This is a genomic window from Arthrobacter sp. TJ-263, from assembly GCF_058269155.1.
Genome location: NZ_JBZCNE010000002.1, coordinates 685366 through 707560, shown reverse-complemented (window position 1 = coordinate 707560; position 22195 = coordinate 685366). Strand labels below are relative to the sequence as shown.

Below are 22195 nucleotides of genomic sequence, written 5' to 3'. Positions count from 1 at the left end.
GGGCGTGCTATGGCTTTATCCTAAGCATGCTGATAGTTGTAGGGGGGTAGGTCGAACCAACCTCGAAGGAGCTTTACATCATGGCAGGAAATCTTTTGGCACGATCCGCTCACGATCTCGGCGCAGCAGCCTGGTTCGGTGGAACCCTGATGGGCGCCGTCGGCCTCAACGGAGCCACCGGCAAGGCGAAGGACCCCAAGGAGCGCACGCGCCTGTCCTCGCTCGGCTGGGCGAAGTGGGCTCCGGTCCAGACCGCGGCCTTCGTGGCACATGCCGCCGGAGGCATCGGCCTGATCCTCGGCAACAAGGGCCGCGTCGCCGCCCAGGATTCCGTCGGGTCCAACACCGTCCTGAAGTCCGTCGTCACCGTGATCGGCATGGTGCTCTCGCTGTACTCGGGCATCCTCGGCAAGAAGGTCGGGGAGCTCGCCGAGCAGGGCAGCGCGGGCGCCACCGAGCCCCGCCCAGGAGCGAGCGACGAACTCGCCAAGGCACAGTCCCAGCTCAGGATCACGCAGTGGCTCCTGCCCGTCATCAGCGGCATCGTCGTCGTGATGGGTGCGAAGCAGGGCGAGATGCAGCGTCCCGAGAACGTCAAGAAGGGCCTGCTCCGCAAGTAGACCCACCGATCCACCTCGGACCCCGCAGCGACCCCGCCCCACGCCACCCGGCGTCCGGTGGCGGTCCCTGCGGGGTTTCGTCATGGGAGGGTGCGCCTACTGCATCGTGAACGCGCGGGCCACACCGGCGTGGACGGCGCTGTTCCTGATCAGCGCCCCGAGGAGCGCGTTGCGCGGGCGCAGGACCGGACCGGGCAGGGGGCGCCCGAGCGCCATGTTGATGGCGGCCTTCCGGCGGGCCAGGGCCGCCTGCGCCCGGCGGTCCCTCTCGTAGCGCGCGAGCCGCACGGCGACGTCCTGCCCGTCCCGCAGTGACGCCGCGATGATCGGGACCAGGTCGACGGCGTCGAGCCAGCCCAGGTTCATGCCCTGTCCGCCGATGGGGGACACCTCGTGGGCGGCGTCTCCCACCAGCACGATGCGCCCGGCGACGAGGCGCCGGGCGAGCCTGGACCTCACCTCGAACGCGCTCAGCATCGAGTTCGACGCCGGGTCGACGTCGACCCCCGTCCGCTCACGGACGAGCCGTGTGAGGCCGACGGCGGTGGGGCGTTCCACCGGGCAGCCGACCCGCACGACCCAGCGACGGATGCCCCCGGGCAGGGGGAAGGACTCGACGATCCCGCCGGTCTCCAGGTACAGGACGGCGTCGTCGCCGTCGCCCGTGGTGTCGCGGAAGTCGCCCATGACGTAGCAGTCCGGATAGCGACGCGAGGGCGCGCGGATCCCGGCGTCGTCACGGATGGAACTCCTGGCGCCGTCCGCCGCGACGACCAGCCGCGCCTGCAGGACGGCGTCCACCCCCTGCTCCCGGGTCACGGCCAGGATGCGGTCCCCGGCGTCGTGCGTGGTGACGACGGCGACGCCGCGGCGCAGCGTGCCCGGGAACCCGTCCTCGAGGTGGCGCTCCAGGATCTCCTCGGTGACGGCCTGCGGCACGGCGAGGACGTACGTCTCCTCGCCCGGGAGGGCCGAGAAGGACACGGTGCCCACGTCCCGGCCTGCGCTCCGGGCGATCCCGTCCCGGATCCGCACCCCGCGCGCGCGCAGGTCATCGGCGATGCCGCCGGCTTCGAGGGCACGCAGGGCCGGCGGGTGGATGCCGATGGCCCGCGAATGGCCGCTGCGCTCCTGACGGCGTTCCAACACGACCGCGTCGAGCCCGGCCTGCCGCAGCAGCAGGGCGGTGTAGAGGCCGACGGGCCCGCCGCCGACCACGACCACGTCATGCACCGTCGTCTCCCGCCGAGCGGCGGTCGAGCACGAGCAGGTTGATGAACGGCACGGCCGTGCGGACCGTCCACTGCCCGCGTCCATCGGTCGCTGCGCGCAACTCGTCCGGCGTGTAGCTGCGGCGGATCGAGGTCAGGCCGTCCTGGCGGATGTAGGAGCCGGGCAGCGGGAGGGTGCCCGCCGAGAACAGCGCGTAGCCGAGCGGGTGCCGCGCGATATCGCTGTGCACCGCGACCGCGCGTGTCAGGCGTTCGGTGTCGTCGAGCAGGCCGTCGAACGCCGTGCGGTTGAGATGGTGGAGCACGTGGTTGGAGACCACAGCGTCGAACACGGCACCCTCGGCCACGAGCTCCGAGCTCAGCGCCCGGCGGAAGGACAGGCCGGCCAGGGGCGGACGCGACGTGGCGAAGGCGTGCGCCCGCTCGTCGGGGTCGATCGCCGTCACCTCGAGCGGGAAGCCGTCGAGCCGGGCCCAGCGTGCCAGCGTGCGCGGGACGTCCCCGCCGCCGGCGCCGATGTCGAGCAGCGTGTTGGTGCGGTCCTGCGAGAAGACCGGGCGGAGCAGCGAGGTGTAGGTGCGCCGCCATCCGGAGACGACGGCGTTGACGACCCCGAACTGGGCGTACGTGCGGTCGAGCCGGCGGGGGTCGCAGTCGGGCCGGTCCATCTCCTCGATGGCGTGCGGATCGCGCTCCGCGAGGAACCCTCGAGGCCTCATGCGCCCGCGTCGGTGAGGATGGGCGCCAGATCGTCGGGCACGACGTCGTCCGGGCCGCTCGACCGACCGGCGTCGGCCGTCGCCGTCGCCGTCCCCGTCGCGGCCCCGGCGGCCGGTCCGGTGCCGATCCTGGTGAGCAGGGCCGTCTCGACCGTGAGCCCCGGGCCGAAGGCCATGGAGCAGATCCGGTTGTTCCCGTCGGAGGCCGGCTGGTCGAGGATGTGCTTCAGTACGAACATGACCGTCGCGCTGCTCATGTTGCCGTAGTCGCGCAGCGTCTCGCGGGCGGGGACGAGCTGGTCCCGGGTCAGGCCGAGCTTGGCCTCGACCTTGTCCAGGATGCTGCGTCCGCCCGGGTGGATGGCCCAGTGCTCGATCTCCGCGTAGTCCAGGCCCTGCAGCGATGCGTCGCGGGCGAGCAGGGGTTCGAGGGCCCCGATGATGTGCTCGTCGATGATGTGGGGGACGTACGTTCCGAGGACCATCTCGAACCCCTCGTCGCCGATGTTCCAGGCCATGGATTCCTCGCCGACCGGGGTCAGCACGGTCTCGAAGTGATCGAGGGTCAGGGCGGGCCCGGTCAGGGGGAGGTCCCGGGCGGAGACGATCGCGGCCGCGGCACCATCGGCGAACAGCGACGAGCCGACGATGGTGTCGGGATTGTTGGAGGACCGCACGTGGAGCGAGCACAGTTCGGCGGCGATGACGAGGACGACGGCGTCGGGGTCGGCGTCGCAGAAGGCCTTGGCTGCGCGCAGTGCCGGGAAGGCCGCGTAGCAGCCCATGAACCCGAGATGGTAGCGCTGCACGGAGGGTTCGAGGCCCAGCGCGCGCACCACCTTGTAGTCGGGACCCGGGGCGAAGAAGCCCGTGCAGGACGCCGTGACGACATGCGTGACGTCCGCCGCCTCGATGCCCTGCGCCGCGTCCAGCGCCTTGCGGGCAGCCTCGACGAAGAGCTTCGTGCCCTCCTCGGCGTAGACCTCGTTGCGGGTCTTGGTGCTCGGCGTCAGGATCCGCAGTTTCTTCCGATCGAAGAACACGGGGTCCTCCGCGGCGCTGTCGAGCGTGAGTTCCCTGACGGCGGTGTAGCGCGTCTCGATGCCCGAGGAGTCGAAGGCCGCTCCGACCAGCCGCCGGCCGAGCCGCGTGAGGCCGGGTTGCGCGGCAAAGACATCACGGACCTGGGACTGCACCATGATCGTGTCGGGTACGGCGGTTTCGAGGGACCTCAGGATCGCAGTCATATGTCCATTACTAGAGGACTGACGCTGCAAACACAATGACAGTAGGCTTAGCATCCACCCTCCCGCCGTCACCAGGAGCATCATGTCCAACGAACCGTCAGGCACCCTCGACCAGGACGATCCCCGGGGCCCCGCCGTCGACCCCTCGACCGAGTTGCAGCAGTACCCAGGGTTCACGGAGCGCATGGACCCTCGCCCCGACCACGGCGAGGACAGCTATACCGGGCACGGGCGCCTCAGTGGCCGGCGCGCCTTCATCACCGGCGGCGACTCCGGCATCGGCCGGGCCGTGGCGCTGGCCTTCGCGCGCGAGGGCGCGGACGTCGCCATCGGGTACCTCCCCGAGGAGGAGGAGGACGGCGCCAGCTGCCTCGAACTCATCCGCGCCGAGGGCCGGAAGGCCCTGGCCGTGCCGGGCGACCTCCGCGACGAGGCCTACGCCGCGTCGGCCGTGTCACAGGTGGTGGACGGCCTCGGCGGCCTGGACATCCTCGTGAACAATGCGGGCTACCACATCGCGCAGCCGAACGGCCTGCCCGACGTCGACGCCGACCAGCTCCGGCGCACCTTCGAGACCAACGTCTACGGGACGATCTGGCTCACGCAGGCCGCGCTGCCCCATCTGACGGCCGGCGCCTCGATCATCAACACCACGTCCGTCCAGGGGTACCACCCGTCCCGGAACCTCATGGACTATGCAGCGACCAAGGCTGCGCTCAACAACCTGACGTTCAGCCTCGCCGAGCTGCTCGGGGAGCGCGGGATCCGCGTCAACGCCGTCGCGCCCGGCCCCGTCTGGACGCCCCTGCAGCCCGCGACGACGACCAGTGAGAAGCTGGAATCCTTCGGCGAGGGCACACCACTGGGACGGATGGGGCAGCCGGCGGAACTGGCCGGCGCGTACGTCTTCCTCGCCTCGAACGATGCACGGTACGTCTCTGGAGAGATCCTCGGCGTCACCGGAGGCACACCCCTCGCCTGAGGGTCCGGGCGGACGGCGGGGCGAGCACCCCGCCGTCCGGACCAAGCCGCGGCGGGGTACGGAACGAAGAACAGGCACCAGCGCCGGATGTTCGTGGCCGGCCGACATGGATGGGCTCACCGTGAAACACCTGACCGTACTGCCGCACCGTCGAGGCGCCGCACTCCTCGCCGTCATGCTCGCCTCGTCCCTGGCGCTCGCCGGGTGCGGAGCCGTCGAGGAGAACCCGCTCGGGGTGAACACCGCGGACAGCACCCGTGGGTCGGTGGCCACTCCGGCCCCCGGTCCGGACGGCAGCAGGGCGGAGCCCGTGGGCAGCGACCTCGGCGATGATCCCCTGAACGTGGGCGTCGACGGCGCGCAACTGTGCGGCGTCCAGCCCCGGGACAGCCGCCTGCGCTACACCGTCATGCTGCACAACCCGACCCTCGAGACCTTCACGTTTGGCGAGATGGCGCTCGGCAACCCCCAGGGGCTGGACATCCTCTCGGCGGAGGTGCAGACCGCGAACCGCGAGGGACACCACCATCCGGCACCGGAGGCGAATGCGCACGAGGAGCACACGGCCGCCCCCACCCCGACGAAGCCTGCCGAGCCGATCGGACCGCCCGAGCCGGCGGAGGGGTACCGCTTCCTGCCGGACGCGCACATCAACATCATCGTCACGGTGGAACTCGCGGACGGCGTCACCCACGGCAGCGCCGACACCATCCTGGTCGCGTTCTCGTCCCCGGAACGCGACTACACGGTGCCGCACAACCTCAGGATCGACGTCGACGCCACGTCCTGCAACTGATCGTTCACGGGCATCGACGCACAGGAGCCCCCGTCGTGATGACGGGGGCTCCGCTGCGTCGTGCTGGACGGGCGGCAGACGCTCTGGGCGCTACCGGACCCGGAGAGCTCCTGGACTAGGCCGGGAGCTGCAGGACCTGGCCGGTGAAGATCAGGTCCGCGTGGATGACGGTGTCGGTGTTCGCGGCGAACAGTGCCTGCCAGCCGCCGTTGACGCCGAGCTTCGCGGCGATGGTGCTGAGGGTGTCACCCGACTGGATGGTGTAGGTCTGGCCGCTCAGTGCCACAGGGGCGACGGCGGGGGCCTGGACGGGTGCTGCGACGGGTGCCTGGACCTGGACGGGTGCTGCGACGGGCGCCTGGGCGACGGGGGCAACAGGTGCCTGGGCCTGGACGGGTGCTGCGACGGGTGCCTGGACCTGGACGGGTGCCTGGACGGGGGCGGCGACGGGTGCCGGAGCCTGCTGGGTGGACACGAATCCGGTGGACGAACCGCCGTTGAGCCCCAGCTTGGCGGAGCAGGCGGGCCATGCGCCCCAACCCTGCATCTGCTGGAGGTTGGCGGCGACGCGCTTCTGCTCGGCGACGCTGGCCCCGGCGGGCGAGCCGCTTCCGCCGGCGGCGGCCCAGCTGGACGGGGTGAACTGCAGGCCGCCGTAGTAGCCGTTGCCCGTGTTGATGCTCCAGTTTCCGCCGCTCTCGCACTCTGCGAGCTGGTCCCAGGTGTCGGCGTTGGCCGCACCGGCCGAAGCGCCGAGACCGAGGCCGGCGATTGCTACTGCTGCGAGTCCGCGACGGGCGGTGGTGCTGAATTTGGTAGTGTTCATGGCGTTACGATGCTCCGAAAGGCCACCTGCACTAGGTCCGTCCCCGGACTTCTTCGCGCCGTTGCTCACCTTGACGGTATAGAGGTCATGGTTCGGCAGCCGCCTGTTGAGCAACGAGCGGTGGAGAGCGGTGCCGGGCATTCATCGCTGCTCGCCGAGCGGCAGCGTTTTCGCTTCCCCCTGACGGGGAACTACCCCTACCGTAGAGTAATTTCGTTTCGTTGCCAAATCGGTACTGAACCGTAATTGACTTTCTGTGAAGTTGAGAATTTATGCTGGACCTGTGGGGTATCTTCTGGGACACTCACCCGCCGAGGGTGATTCGGAGGTGCGGTAGAAGGCGTACCGAAGGCCCGGAGGGCGCGACAAAGGGGCCCGGACCGTCACGGTCCGAGCCCCTTCCGGTTCCGCTCAGGCGGACGACGCCCTGATCAGGCGGCGACCATCCCGTGCGGATCGATGACGTACTTGGTCGCAGCTCCGGCATCGAACTCCTCGTAGCCGCGGGGTGCGTCGTCCAGGCCGATCGACTTCGCGTTCACGGCCTTGGCGATCTGCACGCGATCGTGCAGGATCGCCATCATCAGGCCGCGGTGGTACTTCATCACCGGACACTGTCCGGTGGTGAAGGACAGCGACTTCGCCCATCCGGTGCCCAGACTGATCGACAGCGATCCGACCTTCGCGGCCTCGTCGATGCCTCCGGGGTCGCCGGTGACGTACAGGCCCGGGATGCCCAGTGCACCGCCGGCGGCCGTCACCTGCATCAGCGAGTTGAGCACCGTGGCCGGTGCCTCGGTCGACGCGCCGCTTCCGTGGCCACGGGCCTCGAAGCCGACGGCGTCGACGCCGCAGTCGACCTCCGGCACGCCCAGCAGCTGCTCGATCTGATCCCGCGGATCACCCTTGGACACGTCGACGGTCTCGCAGCCGAAGCTCCGGGCCTGGGCCAGCCGGTCCTCGTTGAGGTCGCCCACGATGACGACGGCGGCACCCAGCAGCTGCGCCGACGCCGCGGCGGCGAGGCCCACGGGGCCGGCTCCGGCGATGTAGACCGTCGATCCGACGCCGACGCCGGCCGTGACGGCGCCGTGATAGCCGGTGGGGAAGATGTCCGACAGCATCGTCAGGTCGAGGATCTTCGCCAGAGCCTGGTCCCGGTCCGGGAACTTCAGCAGGTTCCAGTCCGCATAGGGCACGAGGACGTACTCGGCCTGTCCGCCCACCCAGCCGCCCATGTCCACGTAGCCATAGGCGGCGCCGGGACGGGCGGGATTGACGTTCAGGCAGATGCCGGTCTTGCGTTCCTTGCAGTTCCTGCACCGCCCGCAGGCGATGTTGAAGGGGACGGAGCAGATGTCCCCCTTCTTGATGAATTCGACGTCGCGCCCCACCTCGACGACCTCTCCGGTGATCTCGTGTCCCAGCACGAGGTCTGCCGGCGCCGTCGTGCGCCCGCGGACCATGTGCTGGTCCGAGCCGCAGATGTTGGTGGTGACGGTCTTGAGGATCACGCCGTGGTGGAGGGCCCGGCCCACGTTGGCCGGATTCACCCCCGGCCCGTCCTTCAGCTCGAAGGTGGGGTACTCGGTGTCGATGACCTCCACTTTTCCTGGTCCCTTGTACGCAACAGCTCTGTTACCGCTCATGGAACTTCCTCTCGTGACACATCGGTCGCACCGGGTGTTGCCGGCGCTGGACTCGAGGGACGGAACGCGCAGGTGTGCGTCGTCCGCCCCCGGTGACGCGAACGTACACCGCAGGGGGTCGCATCGACGTTGCATGGCCGGATGTCCTGTCCACGGGCCATGTGTTGTGCCGCCGGACGCCGTGGGGGAGGGTGGAGGGATGACCGAGACCGTGTTGATCACCGGGGCCACGTCGGGGATCGGCGCCGAATTCGCGCGCCAGTTCGCCGCCCGAGGATGCGATCTGGTGCTGGTCGCCCGATCCCCGGGTTCCCTGGAGGAGGCGGCGGCGACGTATCGTGCGCTGGGCGTCGGGGCCGAGACGATCGCCGCGGATCTCCTCGAGGACGACGGGCTGGCCCGCGTCCTGGACCGCCTGCGCACTGCCGGGGGCGACCACCGGGCGCCTGTCACGGTGCTCGTCAACAATGCCGGTTACGGCCTGGTCGGGCCGTTCGCGGACAACGCGCTCGAGGACGAGATCCGCCACCTGAGGATCCACGTCGAGGTACCCCTCGCCCTGGCGCATGCAGCCCTCCAGTCGATGCGGCCCCGCCGCTCCGGGACGATCATCACGGTGGCGAGTGTCGCCGGTTTCACCCCGCGGGGCACCTACGGCGCTGCGAAGGCGGCCATGATCAGCTTCAGCCGCTGGGCGAATCCGGCGTACGGGCGGGAGGGGATCCGGGTGACGGCGGTCTGCCCGGGCTTCGTCCGCACGGAGTTCCACCAGCGCATGGGGATGGAGACGTCCTCCGTCCCCGCCGCCCTGTGGCTCGATACCGGTCTCGTGGTGCGGGAGGCACTCCGTGACACCGCGGCAGGCAAGGCCGTCTCCGTTCCCGGTCTCCGCTACAAGACCCTCGTGGCGCTCGCGCGGGTGGCGCCGTCGTCCCTCGTGGCCCGGCTCGCGGCGCGGGGCCGCTGAGCAGCGTCAGCGACCTGCGGCTCCGCCGTCCCAGGTGTCGTGCTCGAAGGCGGCGTCCTCGGGGTGGCGCGGGCGGTCGGCGCCGTCGGTCGCGTCCGTCGAGTCGTCCCCGTCGTACGCGGCAGGCACGGCGCCGGCCTCGTGGATTCCCTGCTCGTCCCGGATGCTCGCGGCATGGTGGTCCCTCGATCCGGGGGACGGTTCCAGGATCTGCTCGCGCCGATCAGGGGCGGGACGGCCGTCGGGGTGTCCGTCGGAGGGATGCCCGCCCCGGGTCCCGCCGTCCGGATGTCCTGCGCTGCTCGACTCGGTCATGGTGCTCCTTCTCATGCCCTGCAGGGCGTTGGTCGGTGGACCGGACGGGTGATCGGTCACATCCCACGACCCCGTGTCAGGGGCGGTCAGTATGCTTATGATAGGGGATCACAGGTTGGTGAAGTTGTCCCTTACAAGGAGGTAAGACGATGGCTGGATACTTCAAACTGGTGGACGCTCACGACGACGGTTTCCGGGTGAAACTGACCGCTCCCGATGGAACGCTCGTGGCAGTGTCCACGTATTACGCCACGAAGGACGAGGCGGTCGCGGGGATCGACCTCATCCGCGAGATCGCCGGGACCGGCCCGGTCGTCGACCACAGCCGCGTCGAGTCCCAGGAGCACGCGGCGCTCATGGACGGGCTGCAGTCCGGTCCGGACCGCGCGGGCACGGTCCGCCACAAGGCCTGAGTCGGCCCGACCGGCTTTCCCCGGGAGGTCGGGGACACGGTGTACGACTGTATACAGTGCCCCCGATCGTGGAATAGGATGGGGTTATTCCACAACCTCTCTGAAGGGAGCCAACGTCATGTCGACCGCGGACTCATTCGGCGCAAAGGGCGTTCTCGACGTCGCAGGCGCCAACTACGAAATTTTCCGGCTCAGCGCGGTCGAAGGCGCCGAGAACCTTCCGTTCAGCCTCAAGGTCCTGCTGGAGAACCTGCTCCGCACCGAGGACGGCGCGAACATCACGGCCGACCACGTCCGCGCGCTCGCGCAGTGGGATGCCGCGGCGGAGCCCAGCACGGAGATCCAGTTCACCCCGGCCCGCGTGATCATGCAGGATTTCACGGGCGTCCCCTGCGTCGTCGACCTCGCAACGATGCGTGAGGCTGTCGCGGACCTCGGCGGAGACCCCAAGCGCGTCAACCCGCTCGCCCCCGCCGAGATGGTCATCGACCACTCCGTCCAGATCGACGTGTTCGGCAACGCCGGCGCCCTCGAGCGCAACATGGAGATCGAGTACCAGCGCAACGGGGAGCGGTACCAGTTCCTGCGCTGGGGCCAGACCGCGTTCGACGACTTCAAGGTCGTCCCGCCGGGCATGGGCATCGTGCACCAGGTGAACCTCGAGTACCTCGCCCGCACCGTCATGACCCGCGAGGTCGACGGCGTGCTCCGCGCGTACCCCGACACGTGCGTCGGGACCGACTCGCACACCACGATGGTCAACGGCCTCGGTGTGCTGGGCTGGGGCGTCGGCGGTATCGAGGCGGAGGCCGCCATGCTCGGCCAGCCCGTGTCCATGCTCATCCCGCGCGTCGTCGGCTTCAAGCTCACCGGTGAGATCCCGGCCGGCGCCACCGCCACGGACGTCGTCCTCACCATCACGCAGATCCTGCGCAAGCACGGCGTGGTCGGCAAGTTCGTCGAGTTCTACGGGGAGGGTGTCGCGTCCGTGCCCCTCGCCAACCGTGCCACCATCGGCAACATGAGCCCCGAGTTCGGCTCCACCGCCGCCATGTTCCCCATCGACGACGTCACGCTCGACTACCTGCGCCTCACGGGCCGCCCGGCGGAGAACGTGGCGCTCGTCGAGGCGTACGCCAAGGAGCAGGGCCTCTGGCACGATCCGTCGCGCGAGATCCGCTTCTCCGAGTACCTGGAACTGGACCTGTCCACGGTCGTCCCCTCGATCGCCGGGCCCAAGCGCCCGCAGGACCGCGTGGAGCTCAGCAACTCCAAGGCCCAGTTCCGCGAGGACCTGCGCAACTACTCGAACGACCCGGAGCTGACGTTCGCACCCGGGGGCACCGTGGACGAGTCCTCCCAGGAGAGCTTCCCCGCCTCCGACTCGCCGAGCTTCACGCCCGGCACGACGTCGTCGGTCACGGACGAGAACGCGGAACCCCGCGAGACCGTCGGTGCCGGGTCGAACGGCTCCACGCGTCCGTCGAAGAAGGTCGGCGTGACCATGAAGGACGGCCGCGAGTTCGAGCTGGACCACGGTGCCGTCAGCATCGCGTCGATCACGTCCTGCACCAACACGTCCAACCCGTCGGTCATGCTCGCCGCTGCGGTCCTGGCGCGCAATGCCGTCGAGAAGGGCCTCGTGTCCAAGCCGTGGGTCAAGACCTCCGTGGCCCCCGGGTCGAAGGTCGTCACCGACTACTACGAGAAGTCGGGCCTGATCCCGTACCTGGAGAAGCTCGGCTTCTTCACGGTCGGCTACGGCTGCGCCACCTGCATCGGCAACTCCGGCCCGCTGGAGGACGAGATCTCGCAGGCCATCCAGGACAACGACCTCGCCGTCACCGCCGTCCTCTCCGGCAACCGCAACTTCGAAGGCCGCATCAACCCGGACGTGAAGATGAACTACCTGGCGTCCCCGCCGCTGGTGGTCGCCTACGCACTCGCCGGCACCATGGACTTCGACTTCGACAACGAGCCGCTCGGCCAGGACGAGGCCGGCAACGACGTCTTCCTGAAGGACATCTGGCCCAACCCGGTCGAGGTCCAGAAGGTCATCGACTCCTCGATCGACGAGGAGATGTTCACGTCGAGCTACAAGACGATCTTCGAGGGCGACGAGCGCTGGAAGTCCCTGCCCACGCCCGACGGCGACACCTTCGCCTGGGATCCCGAGTCCACCTACGTGCGGAAGCCCCCATACTTCGACAACATGCAGCGCGAGGCGAGCCCGGTCGAGGACATCGACGGCGCCCGGGTGCTGCTGAAGCTCGGCGATTCGGTCACCACCGACCACATCTCGCCTGCGGGATCCTTCAAGTCGGACACCCCGGCCGGCCGGTACCTCACGGAGAAGGGTGTGCAGCGCAAGGACTTCAACTCCTACGGCTCGCGTCGCGGCAACCACGAGGTCATGATCCGCGGCACCTTCGCGAACATCCGCATCAAGAACCAGCTGCTCGACGGCGTCGAGGGCGGGTTCACGCGGGACTTCTCGCAGCCGGATGCGCCGCAGGCCGCCGTGTACGACGCCGCCGAGAACTACCGCGCGGCGGGTACGCCGCTCGTGGTCCTCGCCGGCAAGGAGTACGGGTCGGGGTCCTCGCGTGACTGGGCAGCCAAGGGCACCGCGCTGCTCGGCGTGAAGGCCGTCGTCGCCGAGAGCTACGAGCGCATCCACCGCTCGAACCTCATCGGGATGGGCGTCCTGCCCCTGCAGTACCCCGAGGGCCAGAACGCGGAGAGCCTCGGCCTCACCGGCACGGAGACCTTCGCGGTCAGCGGTGTCACCGAGCTCAACGAGGGCCGCACGCCCCGCACGGTGAAGGTCAGCGCCACCCCGGCCGACGGCGGATCGCCGATCGAGTTCGACGCCGTCCTGCGCATCGACACCCCGGGTGAAGCCGACTACTACCGCAACGGCGGCATCCTGCAGTACGTGCTGCGCCAGCTCGCGAGCTAGCGCCCACCTCCGGTTCCGGGCCGGGAGGCCTGCCTCCCGGCCCGGGCCGTCCGCAGGGCGCCAGCCCTGACCATCCCAACCACGAGACCTCGGAGGAGGGCGCTATGGCCGAGTCCGCGGAACTGTCGGCGCGCGTGGACGGCGATGCGATCTTCCGCGTCCTCCGCAGCGAGATCCTCGCCGGGGTGCACCCGCCGGGGACGGCGCTGCGGGAAATGGTCATCTCGGAGCGGTTCGGGGTGTCACGGACCCCCGTGCGCGAGGCGCTCAGCCGCCTGCAGCACGAGCGGCTGCTCGAACGGGCCGCCCGCGGCCTCCAGGTCCCGCAGATCGACCCGCAGGAGGTCATCCAGATCTACGACCTCCGGGTGATGCTCGAGGAGGAAGCCGCCGGGCAGGCCGCCCTCAACCGCGGGGCAGCGGACATCATGCGCCTCGAGGCGCTGCTGGAACGCGACCGCGCCGTCGTCGATCCCGATGACACCACCAGGGTCACCAACAACCTGGAGTTCCACACCTCGCTGTGGGCGGCCGCGCGCAACCCCATCCTCATGGATCTCCTCCAGCGGCTCTCGACCCACCTCATCCACACGCCGCGCTCCACGCTGTCGGTGGGCACCCGCTGGCAGGAGGTGCTCCTCGAGCACGAGGCCCTGATCAGTGCCATCACCGAGCGCCGCAGCGACGACGCCAGGGCGATCGCCCGCCGGCACATGGAGACGGCCCGCGCCATCCGCCTGCAACTGCTGCGCACCACGGCGGCGGACTGACGGTGGCCCGGAGCCCCCAGCGCCTCCTGCTCGACGCGGACACGGGCATCGACGACGCCGTCGCGCTCCTGTACCTCCTCGGGACGCCGGAGGTGACGCTGGAGGCGATCACCTGCACCGCGGGCAACGTCGGCGCGCGGCAGGTCGCCGTCAACAACCTCGCCCTGCTCGAGCTGTGCGGCTCCACGGGGGTGGAGGTCGCGATCGGCAGCGAGGTGCCGCTGGAGATCCCGCTCGTCACGACCGAGGAGACCCACGGCGACCAGGGCATCGGCTACGCCGTGCTGCCCCCACCTCGAGGCCACGTCTCGGAGCGGCACGCCGTCGACGTCTGGGTGGAGGCCGTCCGGGACCACCCGGGGCAGGTCACCGGTCTCGTCACGGGACCGCTCACCAATCTCGCACTCGCGATCCGCGCCGAGCCGCAGCTCCCGATGCTCCTCAAGGGCCTCGTCATCATGGGCGGGGCGTTCAACCATCCGGGGAACACGACGCCGGTCGCCGAATGGAACACGCACGTCGACCCGCATGCGGCGCAGGAGGTCTACGCGGCCTACGAGGGTCTGCCGGTCGGGAAGCTGCCCATCGTGTGCGCACTCGAGACCACGGAGCGGATCGAGTGCACACCCGTCCACGTCGACGCCGTGTCCCGGGCGGCCGGGGCCGGGCCGGAGGTCCTCGATCCGGACGGGCCCGAGGGGACGCGCAGCAGGAACGGCAATGCCGTCGTCGCCTGCGTGTCCGATGCCCTCCGCTTCTACATGGAGTTCCACCGCCTGTACGACCAGGGGTACGTCGCGCATCTCCACGACCTGTTCGCCGCGATGGTCGCGACGGGGGAGGCCGGCTTCGAGGAACGCCTCGCGACCGTCGACGTCGAGACCGGGTCCCCGCTGACCTTCGGGCAGACGGTCGCCGACTTCGCGGGGATGTGGAAGCGGGAGCCCAACGCGCGGATCGTCACGGCCAACGACCCCGCCGCGGTGTTCGGGCTGATGGTGCGCAGGCTGTCCGACGTCGCACGCCGGCACGGCTGAGGTCAGGTCCCGCGCGCCCGGCACGGTGGTGCGGCCCCCGGTACACTGATAGCTGCCACGCACTGCTGCGCGGCCGGCGCCGAGGTGACATGAGGTGCGTCCTCCTCCCTCCACTGCGCCCAAGGAATATCGTGAGTTCACCCCTGATCCTCGCCTCCGAGCGCGCCACCGAACGGCCGCGGCGCCTCCTGATCGCCCTCGGGGCTGCGCTCATCGCCGCCACGTACGTGTTCCTCGTCGTCGTCCAGCCGGCCGAGATCGCCGGCGGCATGGGCAGCGCGGCGTCGCTCGTCTCGCTCTTCGGCTTCCTCGGCGGCGGGGCGCTGCTGGTCGGCGGGATCCTGCCCATGCTCACCACGAGCTCCCTGGTCATCATGCCGCTCGGCATCGCCCTGAACATCGCCATCGGCCAGATCGCCGGCTCCCTGGGCATGCAGATCTACCTCGACGCCATCGGCACCGTCCTCGTCGCCGTCCTGGCCGGCCCCGCAGCGGGCGCCGCGACAGGCGCGATCAGCAACGCCATCTGGGGTCTCTTCAATCCCTTCGCGCTGCCCTTCGCGGCGGGTGCCGCCCTGATCGGGCTGCTCGCGGGCCTGGCCGCACGCTACGGCGCGTTCCGCCGCGTGTACCTCGCACCCGTGGCGGGGCTCGTCGTCGGTGCGGTCGGCGGGCTCGTCGCGGCGCCGGTGGCCGTCTTCATGTTCGGTGCCGCCGGGACGTTCGGGACCAACGCGATCATCGCGGTGTTCCGCTCGATGGGGGACAAGCTGCTGGTCGCGGCGACGAAGCAGGGCCTGCTGTCGGATTCCGTCGACAAGATCGTGGTGTTCGTCATCGTCGCCCTGATCGTCTACGCCCTGCCCCAGCGCGCCGTCCGGCAGTTCCCCTTCGCCCGCACGTACCGGGTGCTCGGCAGCCGGATCGGCACCGCGTCCGGCACCGCGTCCGGCACCATGAGCGTCAGTGGCGCCGGAGCCGGCGCCGGCAGCACCGGCGCATCCACCACTCCCGCGCGCGGGAACGACACCGGCGTCCCCTGAACCATGCCCCGCCGCAGGATCTACAACCCCCTGACAGAACTGCTCGCCGCGGTCCTGCTGGTGGTGCTCGTCCTCGTGGTGAACCGCTGGGAGTTCTCCCTCGCGGTGCTGGGTCTCGTGGTGCTTCCCGCCGTGCTCCTGTCCGGCCGGCCCCGGCAGATCGGCCTGGCGGTCACCCTGATCGCAGGGCCCCTGCTCGTCTCCTCCCTGCTGCTCCACGGGCTCTTCTTCCCCGAGGGCACCACCGTCCTGCTCGATCTCGGCGTCGCCCGCGTGACCGCCGAGGGCCTGGCCTTCGCCGCCCTCATGGGCCTCCGCATGACCGTGTTCACCGCGGCGCTGCTGACGGTCGCGATGACGCTGGACCTCGCCGACCTCCTGGCCACCATGACGCACCGCGGCTGGAACCGGAAGCTCGTCTTCGTCGCCGGATCGGCCGTCGGGCTCATCCCGCACGTGGCCGAGCGCGCGCGCCACATCACGCGGGCGCAACAGGCCCGGGGCCTCATCGTGGGGCGGGGACCGCTCTCCCGGGCACGGGCCCTGCTGACCGTCCTCACGCCGCTCGTGATCGGGCTGCTGGTGGACGCCTCGGAGCGTACCCGCATGCTCGAGGCCCGCGGCTTCTCGTCCCCGGGCCCGCGCACGAGCTACCTGCCGGACTCGGACACGGCACGCCAGCGTGCGGCACGCCGGGCGATGGTCGCCGTCGTCGGGACGTTCTCCGCCGCCTGGCTCCTGACGGCGGCGGCATGATCGCCCTCGACAGCGCGGGCTTCGCCCACGACGACGGCGCGCCGGTGCTCGCCGGCGTCGCGCTCACCGTGGCGGCGGGGGACTACGTGGTCGTCGCGGGGGCCTCCGGGTCCGGCAAGACGACCCTGGCCCGGCTGCTCGCGGGCATGACCGGGGCGGACGCGGGCTCCGCCTTCACCGGGGCGATCACGCTCGGCGCCGAGACCGTGCGCTTCCGCGGGCTGCCGGACGACCCGCGGATCGATCCCGCCCGGTGGAGCGCGAGGGTGGCGTACGTGGCCCAGGGCGCCTGGGGGCAGCTGTCCATGATGTCCTCCACCGTCGCGGAGGAGATCGCCTTCGGCCCCGCCAACCGCGGCATGCCCGCGCAGGAGCTGCGGCGGGCCGTCGACGACGTCGCGGCGGCCCTGAAGCTCACACCCCTGCTGGGGCGTGATCCCCGCAGGCTCTCCGGCGGGCAGCTGCAGCGCACCATCATCGCCGCCGCCGTGATCCAGCGGCCCGAGGTCCTCGTCCTCGACGAGCCGTTCCAGGGGCTCGACGACGACGCGACGCAGGACGTCGCCGAGGCCCTGGAGGCGCTCCGGCGGACCGGCACCGGGGTGGTGGTCTGCGCACCCATGCTGCCGCGCCACGCCCCGCGGGGTGCGCGCGTCCTGGCGCTCGCCGACGGCCACTCCGTGTTCGACGGCCCGCTGCCGGAGGCGCGCCGGGCCGGACTGCGGCGCTTCGGCATCGGCACGGAGGGGGAGCCCCTCCGGCTGGGCGACGACGACGCCCGCCTTCCCGTCGATCCCGCGGGCCCCGAGGCGATCGCGATACGTGGCCTCGGCTTCCGCTACCCCCGAGAGCCCGGCACCGCCGTGCCGCCGGTTGGGCTGGCCGGCGTCGATCTGTCCGTCCAGGCGGGCGAGGTGGTGGCCCTCCGCGGCCCCAACGGGTCCGGCAAGTCGACCCTGCTGCACCACCTGAACGGGCTGTCCCGGGCTGACAGCGGCTCGGTCGCCGTGGGCGGCGTGCGGATCGACCGGCAGCCGACGGGCGCCCTCGCGGCCACCGTGGGCTACCTGTTCCAGGACACGGACCAGCAGCTCTTCGAGCGCACGGTCCTGCGCGAGGTCTCCTACGGCCCGCGCGCCACGGGGCTGCGGAAGGCCGATGCCGCACGGCGGGCCGCGATCGCCCTCGACGCCGTAGGGCTCGGCGCACTGGCGGACGCGCACCCGTACGAACTGGGCTTCGTGCAGCGGCGCATGGTGGCGCTGGCCTCCCTCATCGCCACGGGTCCGGCCGTCTGGGCCCTCGACGAACCCACCGCAGGCCTCGACGGACCCGCGCGCCACCTCCTCGCCGCCGTCCTCTCCCGCCATACCAGGGACGGCGGCTGCGTCCTCATGGCCACGCACGACGCCGCCTTCGCCGAGGCCGTCGCGCACCGGAGCGTGTGGCTCGACGGCGGCAGGATCAGCCCGGACGGGGCGCCGCGCCGGGGTGCCTCCGCCGGACCTGCGCAGCCCCTAGGGTGAACCTCATGGACCTACTGCGCGAGAGACACCGGAGGATCGAGGCGGAGGGCGCCGACCTCGCCGTGTTCGAGTACGGCCTCGATCCGGACCCGGCCACGCCGACCATCGTCCTCGTGCACGGCTATCCCGACGATCACCGGGTCTTCCACCCGGTTCTCCGGGAGCTCGCCCCGACGCACCACCTGGTCGCGTTCGACACCCGGAACGCCGGCCGGTCCCGTGCCCACGCGGGCGCGGGGTTCACGGTGGCGGAGCTCGTGGACGACATCTTCGCGGTCCTCGACGCCGTGGACATGCCGGGCGGTGTGCGCCTGGTGGGCCACGACTGGGGCTCGATCCAGGGCTGGGCCGCCCTGCAGGACGAGCGTGCGCAGGGGCTGATCCTCGACTACACCAGCATCTCCGGTCCCGATCTCCGCCACTTCTCCCGGTGGCTGCGCCGGCGGCTCCGGGATCCCCGGCTGGTGCCGCAGGGCGTGGGGCAGGTGCTGCGCAGCTCGTACGCCGGATTCTTCCAGCTGCCCGTCCTGCCCGAGGCGCTCTGGAAGCACGGGCTGACGCGGCGCTACGAGCTGACGGCCCGGCGCAACGTGGGGCAGGACCCGGTGCGGGGCCTCGCCCTCTACCGGACCAACCTGTCCGCCGCGGTGACGCCGCCCCGGCGGCGTCCCGTCGCCGTCCCCGTGCACGTGATCGTCCCGCTGAAGGATCCCTTCCTGTCGCCGCACCTCGTGGACGGACTCGAGGACTGGGTGTCGGACCTGACCGTCACGAGCGTCCCGGGCGGGCACTGGTGGATCGCGGACCGGCCCCGGGCCTTCGCGGAACTGCTCGACCCCGCGCTGCGGGACCGGGACGACCACGCCTGATCCCGGCATCCGGGGTCCGTGGTGCACGTGTGGCGGGTGGCGTCGTCGTGGACCCGCCACACGTGCGCACTGAGGCGGGTGGACCCGGGCGTCGTCCCGGATCCGACAGCGCACCGGGGCCTACGCGTCGAGCAGGCCCCGGATGTCGTCCGCGGTCAGCGCGGAGGAGAAGATGGCGTCGTCGTCCATGACGGACGTGAACAGCTTCGCCTTCTTCTCCTTGAGCTTCATGACCTTCTCCTCGATGGTCCCCCTGGACACCATGCGGTAGACCATCACGTTCTTGGTCTGCCCGATGCGGTGGGTGCGGTCCACGGCCTGGGCCTCGGAGGCCGGGTTCCACCACGGGTCCAGCAGGAAGCAGTAGTCCGCCTCCGTCAGGTTCAGGCCGAATCCGCCGGCCTTGAGGCTGATGAGGAACACGGGGGCCTTGCCGTCCTTGAAGGAATCGATGACCTCGCCGCGGCTGCGCGTGGACCCGTCCAGGTAGGCGTACTCGATGCCGCGCGCATCCAGCTGCTCGGCGGCCTTCTTGAGGTAGGACGTGAACTGGCTGAAGACCAGGGCCCGGTGTCCTTCCGCGAGGACGTCCTCCAGATTCTCGAACAGGACCTCGAGCTTCGCGGACGGGACGCCCTCGTGCGCGGGGTCCACGAGCGAGGCATCGAGGCTGAGCATGCGCAGGAGGGTCAGGGACCGGAACACGATCATGCGGTTGCGGTTCATGTCCTCGATCAGCCCGAGGAGCTTCTGCCGCTCGCGCTGCAGGTACGTCTCGTAGATGTGCCGGTGCTCGGGGTGGAGCTCCACCTCCAGGACCTGCTCCTGCTTCGGCGGGAGGTCGGAGGCGACGGCCTCCTTGGTGCGGCGCATCATCAGCGGCCGGATGCGCTTCCGGAGCCGCACGAGCGGACGGTTGTCGCCGATCTTCTCGATCGGCGTGCGGTAGTCCTCCGTGAACTTGCGGGCCGAGGGGAACAGCCCGGGCGCCACGATGTTGAACAGGGACCACAGCTCCATGAGGTTGTTCTCCATGGGCGTGCCGGTGATCGCGAGCTTGAACGGTGCATCGAAGTCCTTCGCCGCCTGATGCACCTTCGACGCGCGGTTCTTCACGAACTGGGCCTCGTCCAGCACGAGACCGGACCAGGCGAGGTCCTGGTAGGCGGGGAAGTCGAGCCGGAAGAGCGTGTAGGAGGTGATGACGACGTCGGCGTCTCCCACCTGCTCGTCGATAGGGATGCCGGAGGCGCCCTGCGTATCGCTGATCGCGACGACCTTGAGGCTCGGCGCGAAGCGGCGTGCCTCGTTGGACCAGTTGGGGACCACGGAGGTGGGTGCGACGACGATGAACGGGGCGTCGAGCCCCGACGTCTCCTTCGCGTGGATCATCAGGGCCAGGGCCTGGAGGGTCTTGCCGAGCCCCATGTCGTCGGCGAGCACGCCGCCGAGGCGGTGCCGCCACAGGAACGCCAGCCAACTGAAGCCCTCCGCCTGGTAGGGGCGCATGTCGGCGACCAGGCCCGCCGGGGCCGGGGTGGCCGCGACGTCCTCGAGCTCGAGCAGTCCGCTCACGGCGTCGCGCCAGGACTGCGCCTGCTCGGTCTCCTCCGCGAGGTCCTCGAGGTCGGCCCACAGGCCGGCCTGGTAGCGGCTGATCTGCAGCCCGGAGTCCGGGTCCCATTCGCTGAGCGCCCGGGCTTCCTCGATGAGCTCGCGGAGCTGGTCGAAGACGGGCTGGTCGAGCGAGAGGTAGCTGTTGTCGACGAGCTTCAGTTTCTTCTGGCCCTGGGCGAGCGCGCGGAAGACGGAGTCGAAGGGGATGGTGCGGCCGCTGACGGTGACCATCACGCCGAGGTCGAACCAGTCGCGGTCGTCCGTCTCCACGGTGCTGATCCGCAGGGTCGGTGTCTCGGTCAGTTCCCTGTAGTCGGGCTTGTCGCCGACCACCTCGACGCTCACGCCGTCGAGCTCCGCGAGCCGGGGCAGGACGTCCTCCACGAACTCGACGGCCTGCATGTCCTCGAGCCGGAGCGACCTGATCGGGACCGGGCCGAGGACCTGACGCGCGGAGGCCGCGAGGGCATCCTCGACGTCGGGCTCGCGGTAACCGTCGTCGCTGCCGGGACCTCCCCGGCGGAAGGGCCGGCGCTGCACGGCATCGCCGAGGGTGTAGTCGAAATGCCAGTCCAGGGCCACCGACCCGTCCGCGCCGTAGGCGGTGGTGAGGACGAGCGCGGGAGGCTGGATCTCGGGCAGTTCCACGCTGCCGTCACTGCTGTCCACCTGGATGGACTGCCGCAGCTTCGGGTAGTAGTCCTGGAGGAAGAGGGACTTCTCCTCCTCGGGCACCACGACGGCGTGCCCGCGCTGCAGGAGCTCGATGTCCTTCGCCGTCAGCCTCCGCGAGGCGGGGGCGAGGGTGATCGTGTCATCGGGGGCGACGGTGTAGATGCCGTGCGTGCTGATGACGTGGGCCGTCTCGGACGGGTGGGGCCGGCCGTCGACGTCGAGGGCCGGGCTCAGCCGCAGCGAGCCGTCCTCCGTCTCGGTCGCGTCGAGCTTCAGGGTGGCGCGGGCCGCGAGGTCGATCGAGACGGACTTCTTCGACCCCACGAACGCGATGCCGAGGCGCTGCGCCTCGTCCAGCAGTTGCCAGAGCAGCGGGTTGCTGAAGTCGTCGAGGTACAGCCAGGAGTCGTTGTTGCCGAAGTAGTTGACGCCGGTGCCGCGGTGCAGCGCAGGGAACTGGGAGAACCACCGGTGCTGGTCCGGGTCCAGCGTCAGCCCGTAGGTCTGGTAGCTGATGCTGCCCCAGGACAGGTTGTTCTTGATCCACTTGCCCTTGCCGTTCTGGCTGACGGGCCGCACGCCGAGGCGTGTGTTGAGCGTGCGCTGGCCCTGGCGCTCGGCGGCGGAGCCCCACCGCTGCACGGCGACCTCGGGGGTGCGCAGCTCGAACTGCAGCCCGAGGGGCGTCCGCGGCGCGGGCGGGGAGTCGATGCCGGTGTCGGCCTCCAAAAGATCCGTGAGGGATGCCTGCCAGCCCTCGGGCACCGACGTGCGCGGAGCGGACCGGGCGCCGAGGTCGCGTTCGTGCTGCGCCAGCAGGTTCTCCGTGTTGCTCTGCAGGGCCGTGGCGGCCACGTGCTTGCAGTCCGCACCGATGGGGCAGCTGCAGAAGTTCTCGAGGGGGCGGAAGCGGCCGTCGCCCTTGAGCCCGAGGCGCAGCTTGGTCCGGTAGTCATGGGGCGCGGTGCCGCGGACCTTCCCGGTCAGCAGCTTCGACTCGGCGTCCCAGGCGAGGGAGCTGACAGCGCCGTCCTTGGCGTAGGTCTGTCCGCGCTGGAACGCCGCGCCGCCCACGATCCGGATGATGTCTGTGACATCGACCATGGGGTGGGTGGAAATGGGCATAATTCCATGCTCTCACGTGGCGGTGACGCACTCCTCGCCGGGCGCTCCG

19 protein-coding genes are annotated in these 22195 nt (G+C 70.5%); 12 read left to right on the top strand and 7 right to left on the bottom strand.

Annotated elements, in window-relative coordinates; all coding sequences use genetic code 11:
- Positions 1-80 precede the first annotated feature (80 nt).
- Positions 81-620 carry a hypothetical protein gene (locus AC4D2F_RS13800; protein WP_490911042.1) on the top strand — a complete coding sequence of 180 codons (540 nt, stop codon included), beginning with the start codon at positions 81-83 and terminating at the stop codon, positions 618-620.
- 96 nt (positions 621-716) lie between these two features.
- Here AC4D2F_RS13800 and AC4D2F_RS13795 read toward each other — a convergent pair whose 3' ends face one another.
- Genes AC4D2F_RS13795 through AC4D2F_RS13785 form a run of 3 tightly spaced genes read right to left on the bottom strand, consistent with a single transcriptional unit; the run spans position 717 to position 3818 of the window.
- Positions 717-1853 carry an FAD-dependent oxidoreductase gene (locus AC4D2F_RS13795; RefSeq protein ID WP_490911041.1) on the bottom strand — a complete coding sequence of 379 codons (1137 nt, stop codon included), beginning with the start codon at positions 1851-1853 and terminating at the stop codon, positions 717-719.
- Positions 1846-2571, bottom strand: coding sequence for a class I SAM-dependent methyltransferase (locus AC4D2F_RS13790; protein WP_490911040.1), 726 nt, complete (start codon positions 2569-2571; stop codon positions 1846-1848). The genes AC4D2F_RS13795 and AC4D2F_RS13790 overlap by 8 nt, the downstream gene beginning before the upstream one ends.
- Positions 2568-3818, bottom strand: coding sequence for a type III polyketide synthase (locus tag AC4D2F_RS13785; protein WP_490911039.1), 1251 nt, complete (start codon positions 3816-3818; stop codon positions 2568-2570). Before AC4D2F_RS13785 ends, AC4D2F_RS13790 begins: the two co-directional genes overlap by 4 nt.
- Before the next feature lie 82 nt (positions 3819-3900).
- On the opposite strand from AC4D2F_RS13785, the gene AC4D2F_RS13780 reads away from it, so the two are divergent.
- Complete coding sequence (locus tag AC4D2F_RS13780; protein WP_104168713.1) at positions 3901-4800, top strand: SDR family oxidoreductase; 900 nt, start codon at positions 3901-3903, stop codon at positions 4798-4800.
- Positions 4801-4921: 121 nt separating this feature from the next.
- On the top strand, positions 4922-5596 hold the full coding sequence (locus AC4D2F_RS13775) for a hypothetical protein (RefSeq protein ID WP_490911038.1): 675 nt from the start codon (positions 4922-4924) through the stop codon (positions 5594-5596).
- A 115-nt stretch (positions 5597-5711) separates the two neighbouring features.
- Here the strand turns inward: AC4D2F_RS13775 and AC4D2F_RS13770 are convergent, their stop codons facing one another.
- A complete protein-coding gene (locus AC4D2F_RS13770) occupies positions 5712-6422 on the bottom strand; it encodes a transglycosylase family protein (RefSeq protein ID WP_490911037.1) in 711 nt (236 codons plus the stop codon).
- A gap of 431 nt (positions 6423-6853) precedes the next feature.
- On the bottom strand, positions 6854-8071 hold the full coding sequence (fdhA, locus tag AC4D2F_RS13765) for a formaldehyde dehydrogenase, glutathione-independent (protein WP_104168710.1): 1218 nt from the start codon (positions 8069-8071) through the stop codon (positions 6854-6856).
- A gap of 199 nt (positions 8072-8270) precedes the next feature.
- On the opposite strand from fdhA, the gene AC4D2F_RS13760 reads away from it, so the two are divergent.
- Positions 8271-9038, top strand: coding sequence for an SDR family NAD(P)-dependent oxidoreductase (locus AC4D2F_RS13760; RefSeq protein WP_490911036.1), 768 nt, complete (start codon positions 8271-8273; stop codon positions 9036-9038).
- A 6-nt stretch (positions 9039-9044) separates the two neighbouring features.
- Here the strand turns inward: AC4D2F_RS13760 and AC4D2F_RS13755 are convergent, their stop codons facing one another.
- Positions 9045-9353 carry a hypothetical protein gene (locus AC4D2F_RS13755; protein ID WP_104168708.1) on the bottom strand — a complete coding sequence of 103 codons (309 nt, stop codon included), beginning with the start codon at positions 9351-9353 and terminating at the stop codon, positions 9045-9047.
- A gap of 149 nt (positions 9354-9502) precedes the next feature.
- Between AC4D2F_RS13755 and AC4D2F_RS13750 the strand changes: the two genes are divergently transcribed.
- From AC4D2F_RS13750 to AC4D2F_RS13715, 8 genes are all read left to right on the top strand, one after another.
- Positions 9503-9766 carry a YegP family protein gene (locus tag AC4D2F_RS13750; protein WP_104168707.1) on the top strand — a complete coding sequence of 88 codons (264 nt, stop codon included), beginning with the start codon at positions 9503-9505 and terminating at the stop codon, positions 9764-9766.
- 118 nt (positions 9767-9884) lie between these two features.
- A complete protein-coding gene (locus AC4D2F_RS13745) occupies positions 9885-12728 on the top strand; it encodes an aconitate hydratase (protein WP_490911035.1) in 2844 nt (947 codons plus the stop codon).
- A gap of 104 nt (positions 12729-12832) precedes the next feature.
- Positions 12833-13498 (top strand): GntR family transcriptional regulator, encoded by a 666-nt coding sequence (locus tag AC4D2F_RS13740; RefSeq protein ID WP_490911034.1) that lies wholly within the window; start codon positions 12833-12835, stop codon positions 13496-13498.
- A gap of 2 nt (positions 13499-13500) precedes the next feature.
- Positions 13501-14535: a nucleoside hydrolase gene (locus AC4D2F_RS13735; protein ID WP_490911033.1), complete on the top strand. Its 1035-nt coding sequence runs from the start codon at positions 13501-13503 to the stop codon at positions 14533-14535.
- A 131-nt stretch (positions 14536-14666) separates the two neighbouring features.
- A complete protein-coding gene (locus AC4D2F_RS13730; protein ID WP_490911032.1) occupies positions 14667-15578 on the top strand; it encodes an ECF transporter S component in 912 nt (303 codons plus the stop codon).
- A 3-nt stretch (positions 15579-15581) separates the two neighbouring features.
- Positions 15582-16334, top strand: coding sequence for an energy-coupling factor transporter transmembrane component T (locus AC4D2F_RS13725; RefSeq protein ID WP_490911031.1), 753 nt, complete (start codon positions 15582-15584; stop codon positions 16332-16334).
- A complete protein-coding gene (locus AC4D2F_RS13720) occupies positions 16331-17860 on the top strand; it encodes an ABC transporter ATP-binding protein (RefSeq protein ID WP_490911030.1) in 1530 nt (509 codons plus the stop codon). Before AC4D2F_RS13725 ends, AC4D2F_RS13720 begins: the two co-directional genes overlap by 4 nt.
- Positions 17861-17865: 5 nt before the next feature.
- Positions 17866-18729, top strand: coding sequence for an alpha/beta fold hydrolase (locus AC4D2F_RS13715; protein ID WP_490911029.1), 864 nt, complete (start codon positions 17866-17868; stop codon positions 18727-18729).
- A gap of 120 nt (positions 18730-18849) precedes the next feature.
- Here the strand turns inward: AC4D2F_RS13715 and AC4D2F_RS13710 are convergent, their stop codons facing one another.
- Positions 18850-22146, bottom strand: coding sequence for a DEAD/DEAH box helicase (locus AC4D2F_RS13710; RefSeq protein WP_490911028.1), 3297 nt, complete (start codon positions 22144-22146; stop codon positions 18850-18852).
- Between the last annotated feature and the right edge of the window lie 49 nt (positions 22147-22195).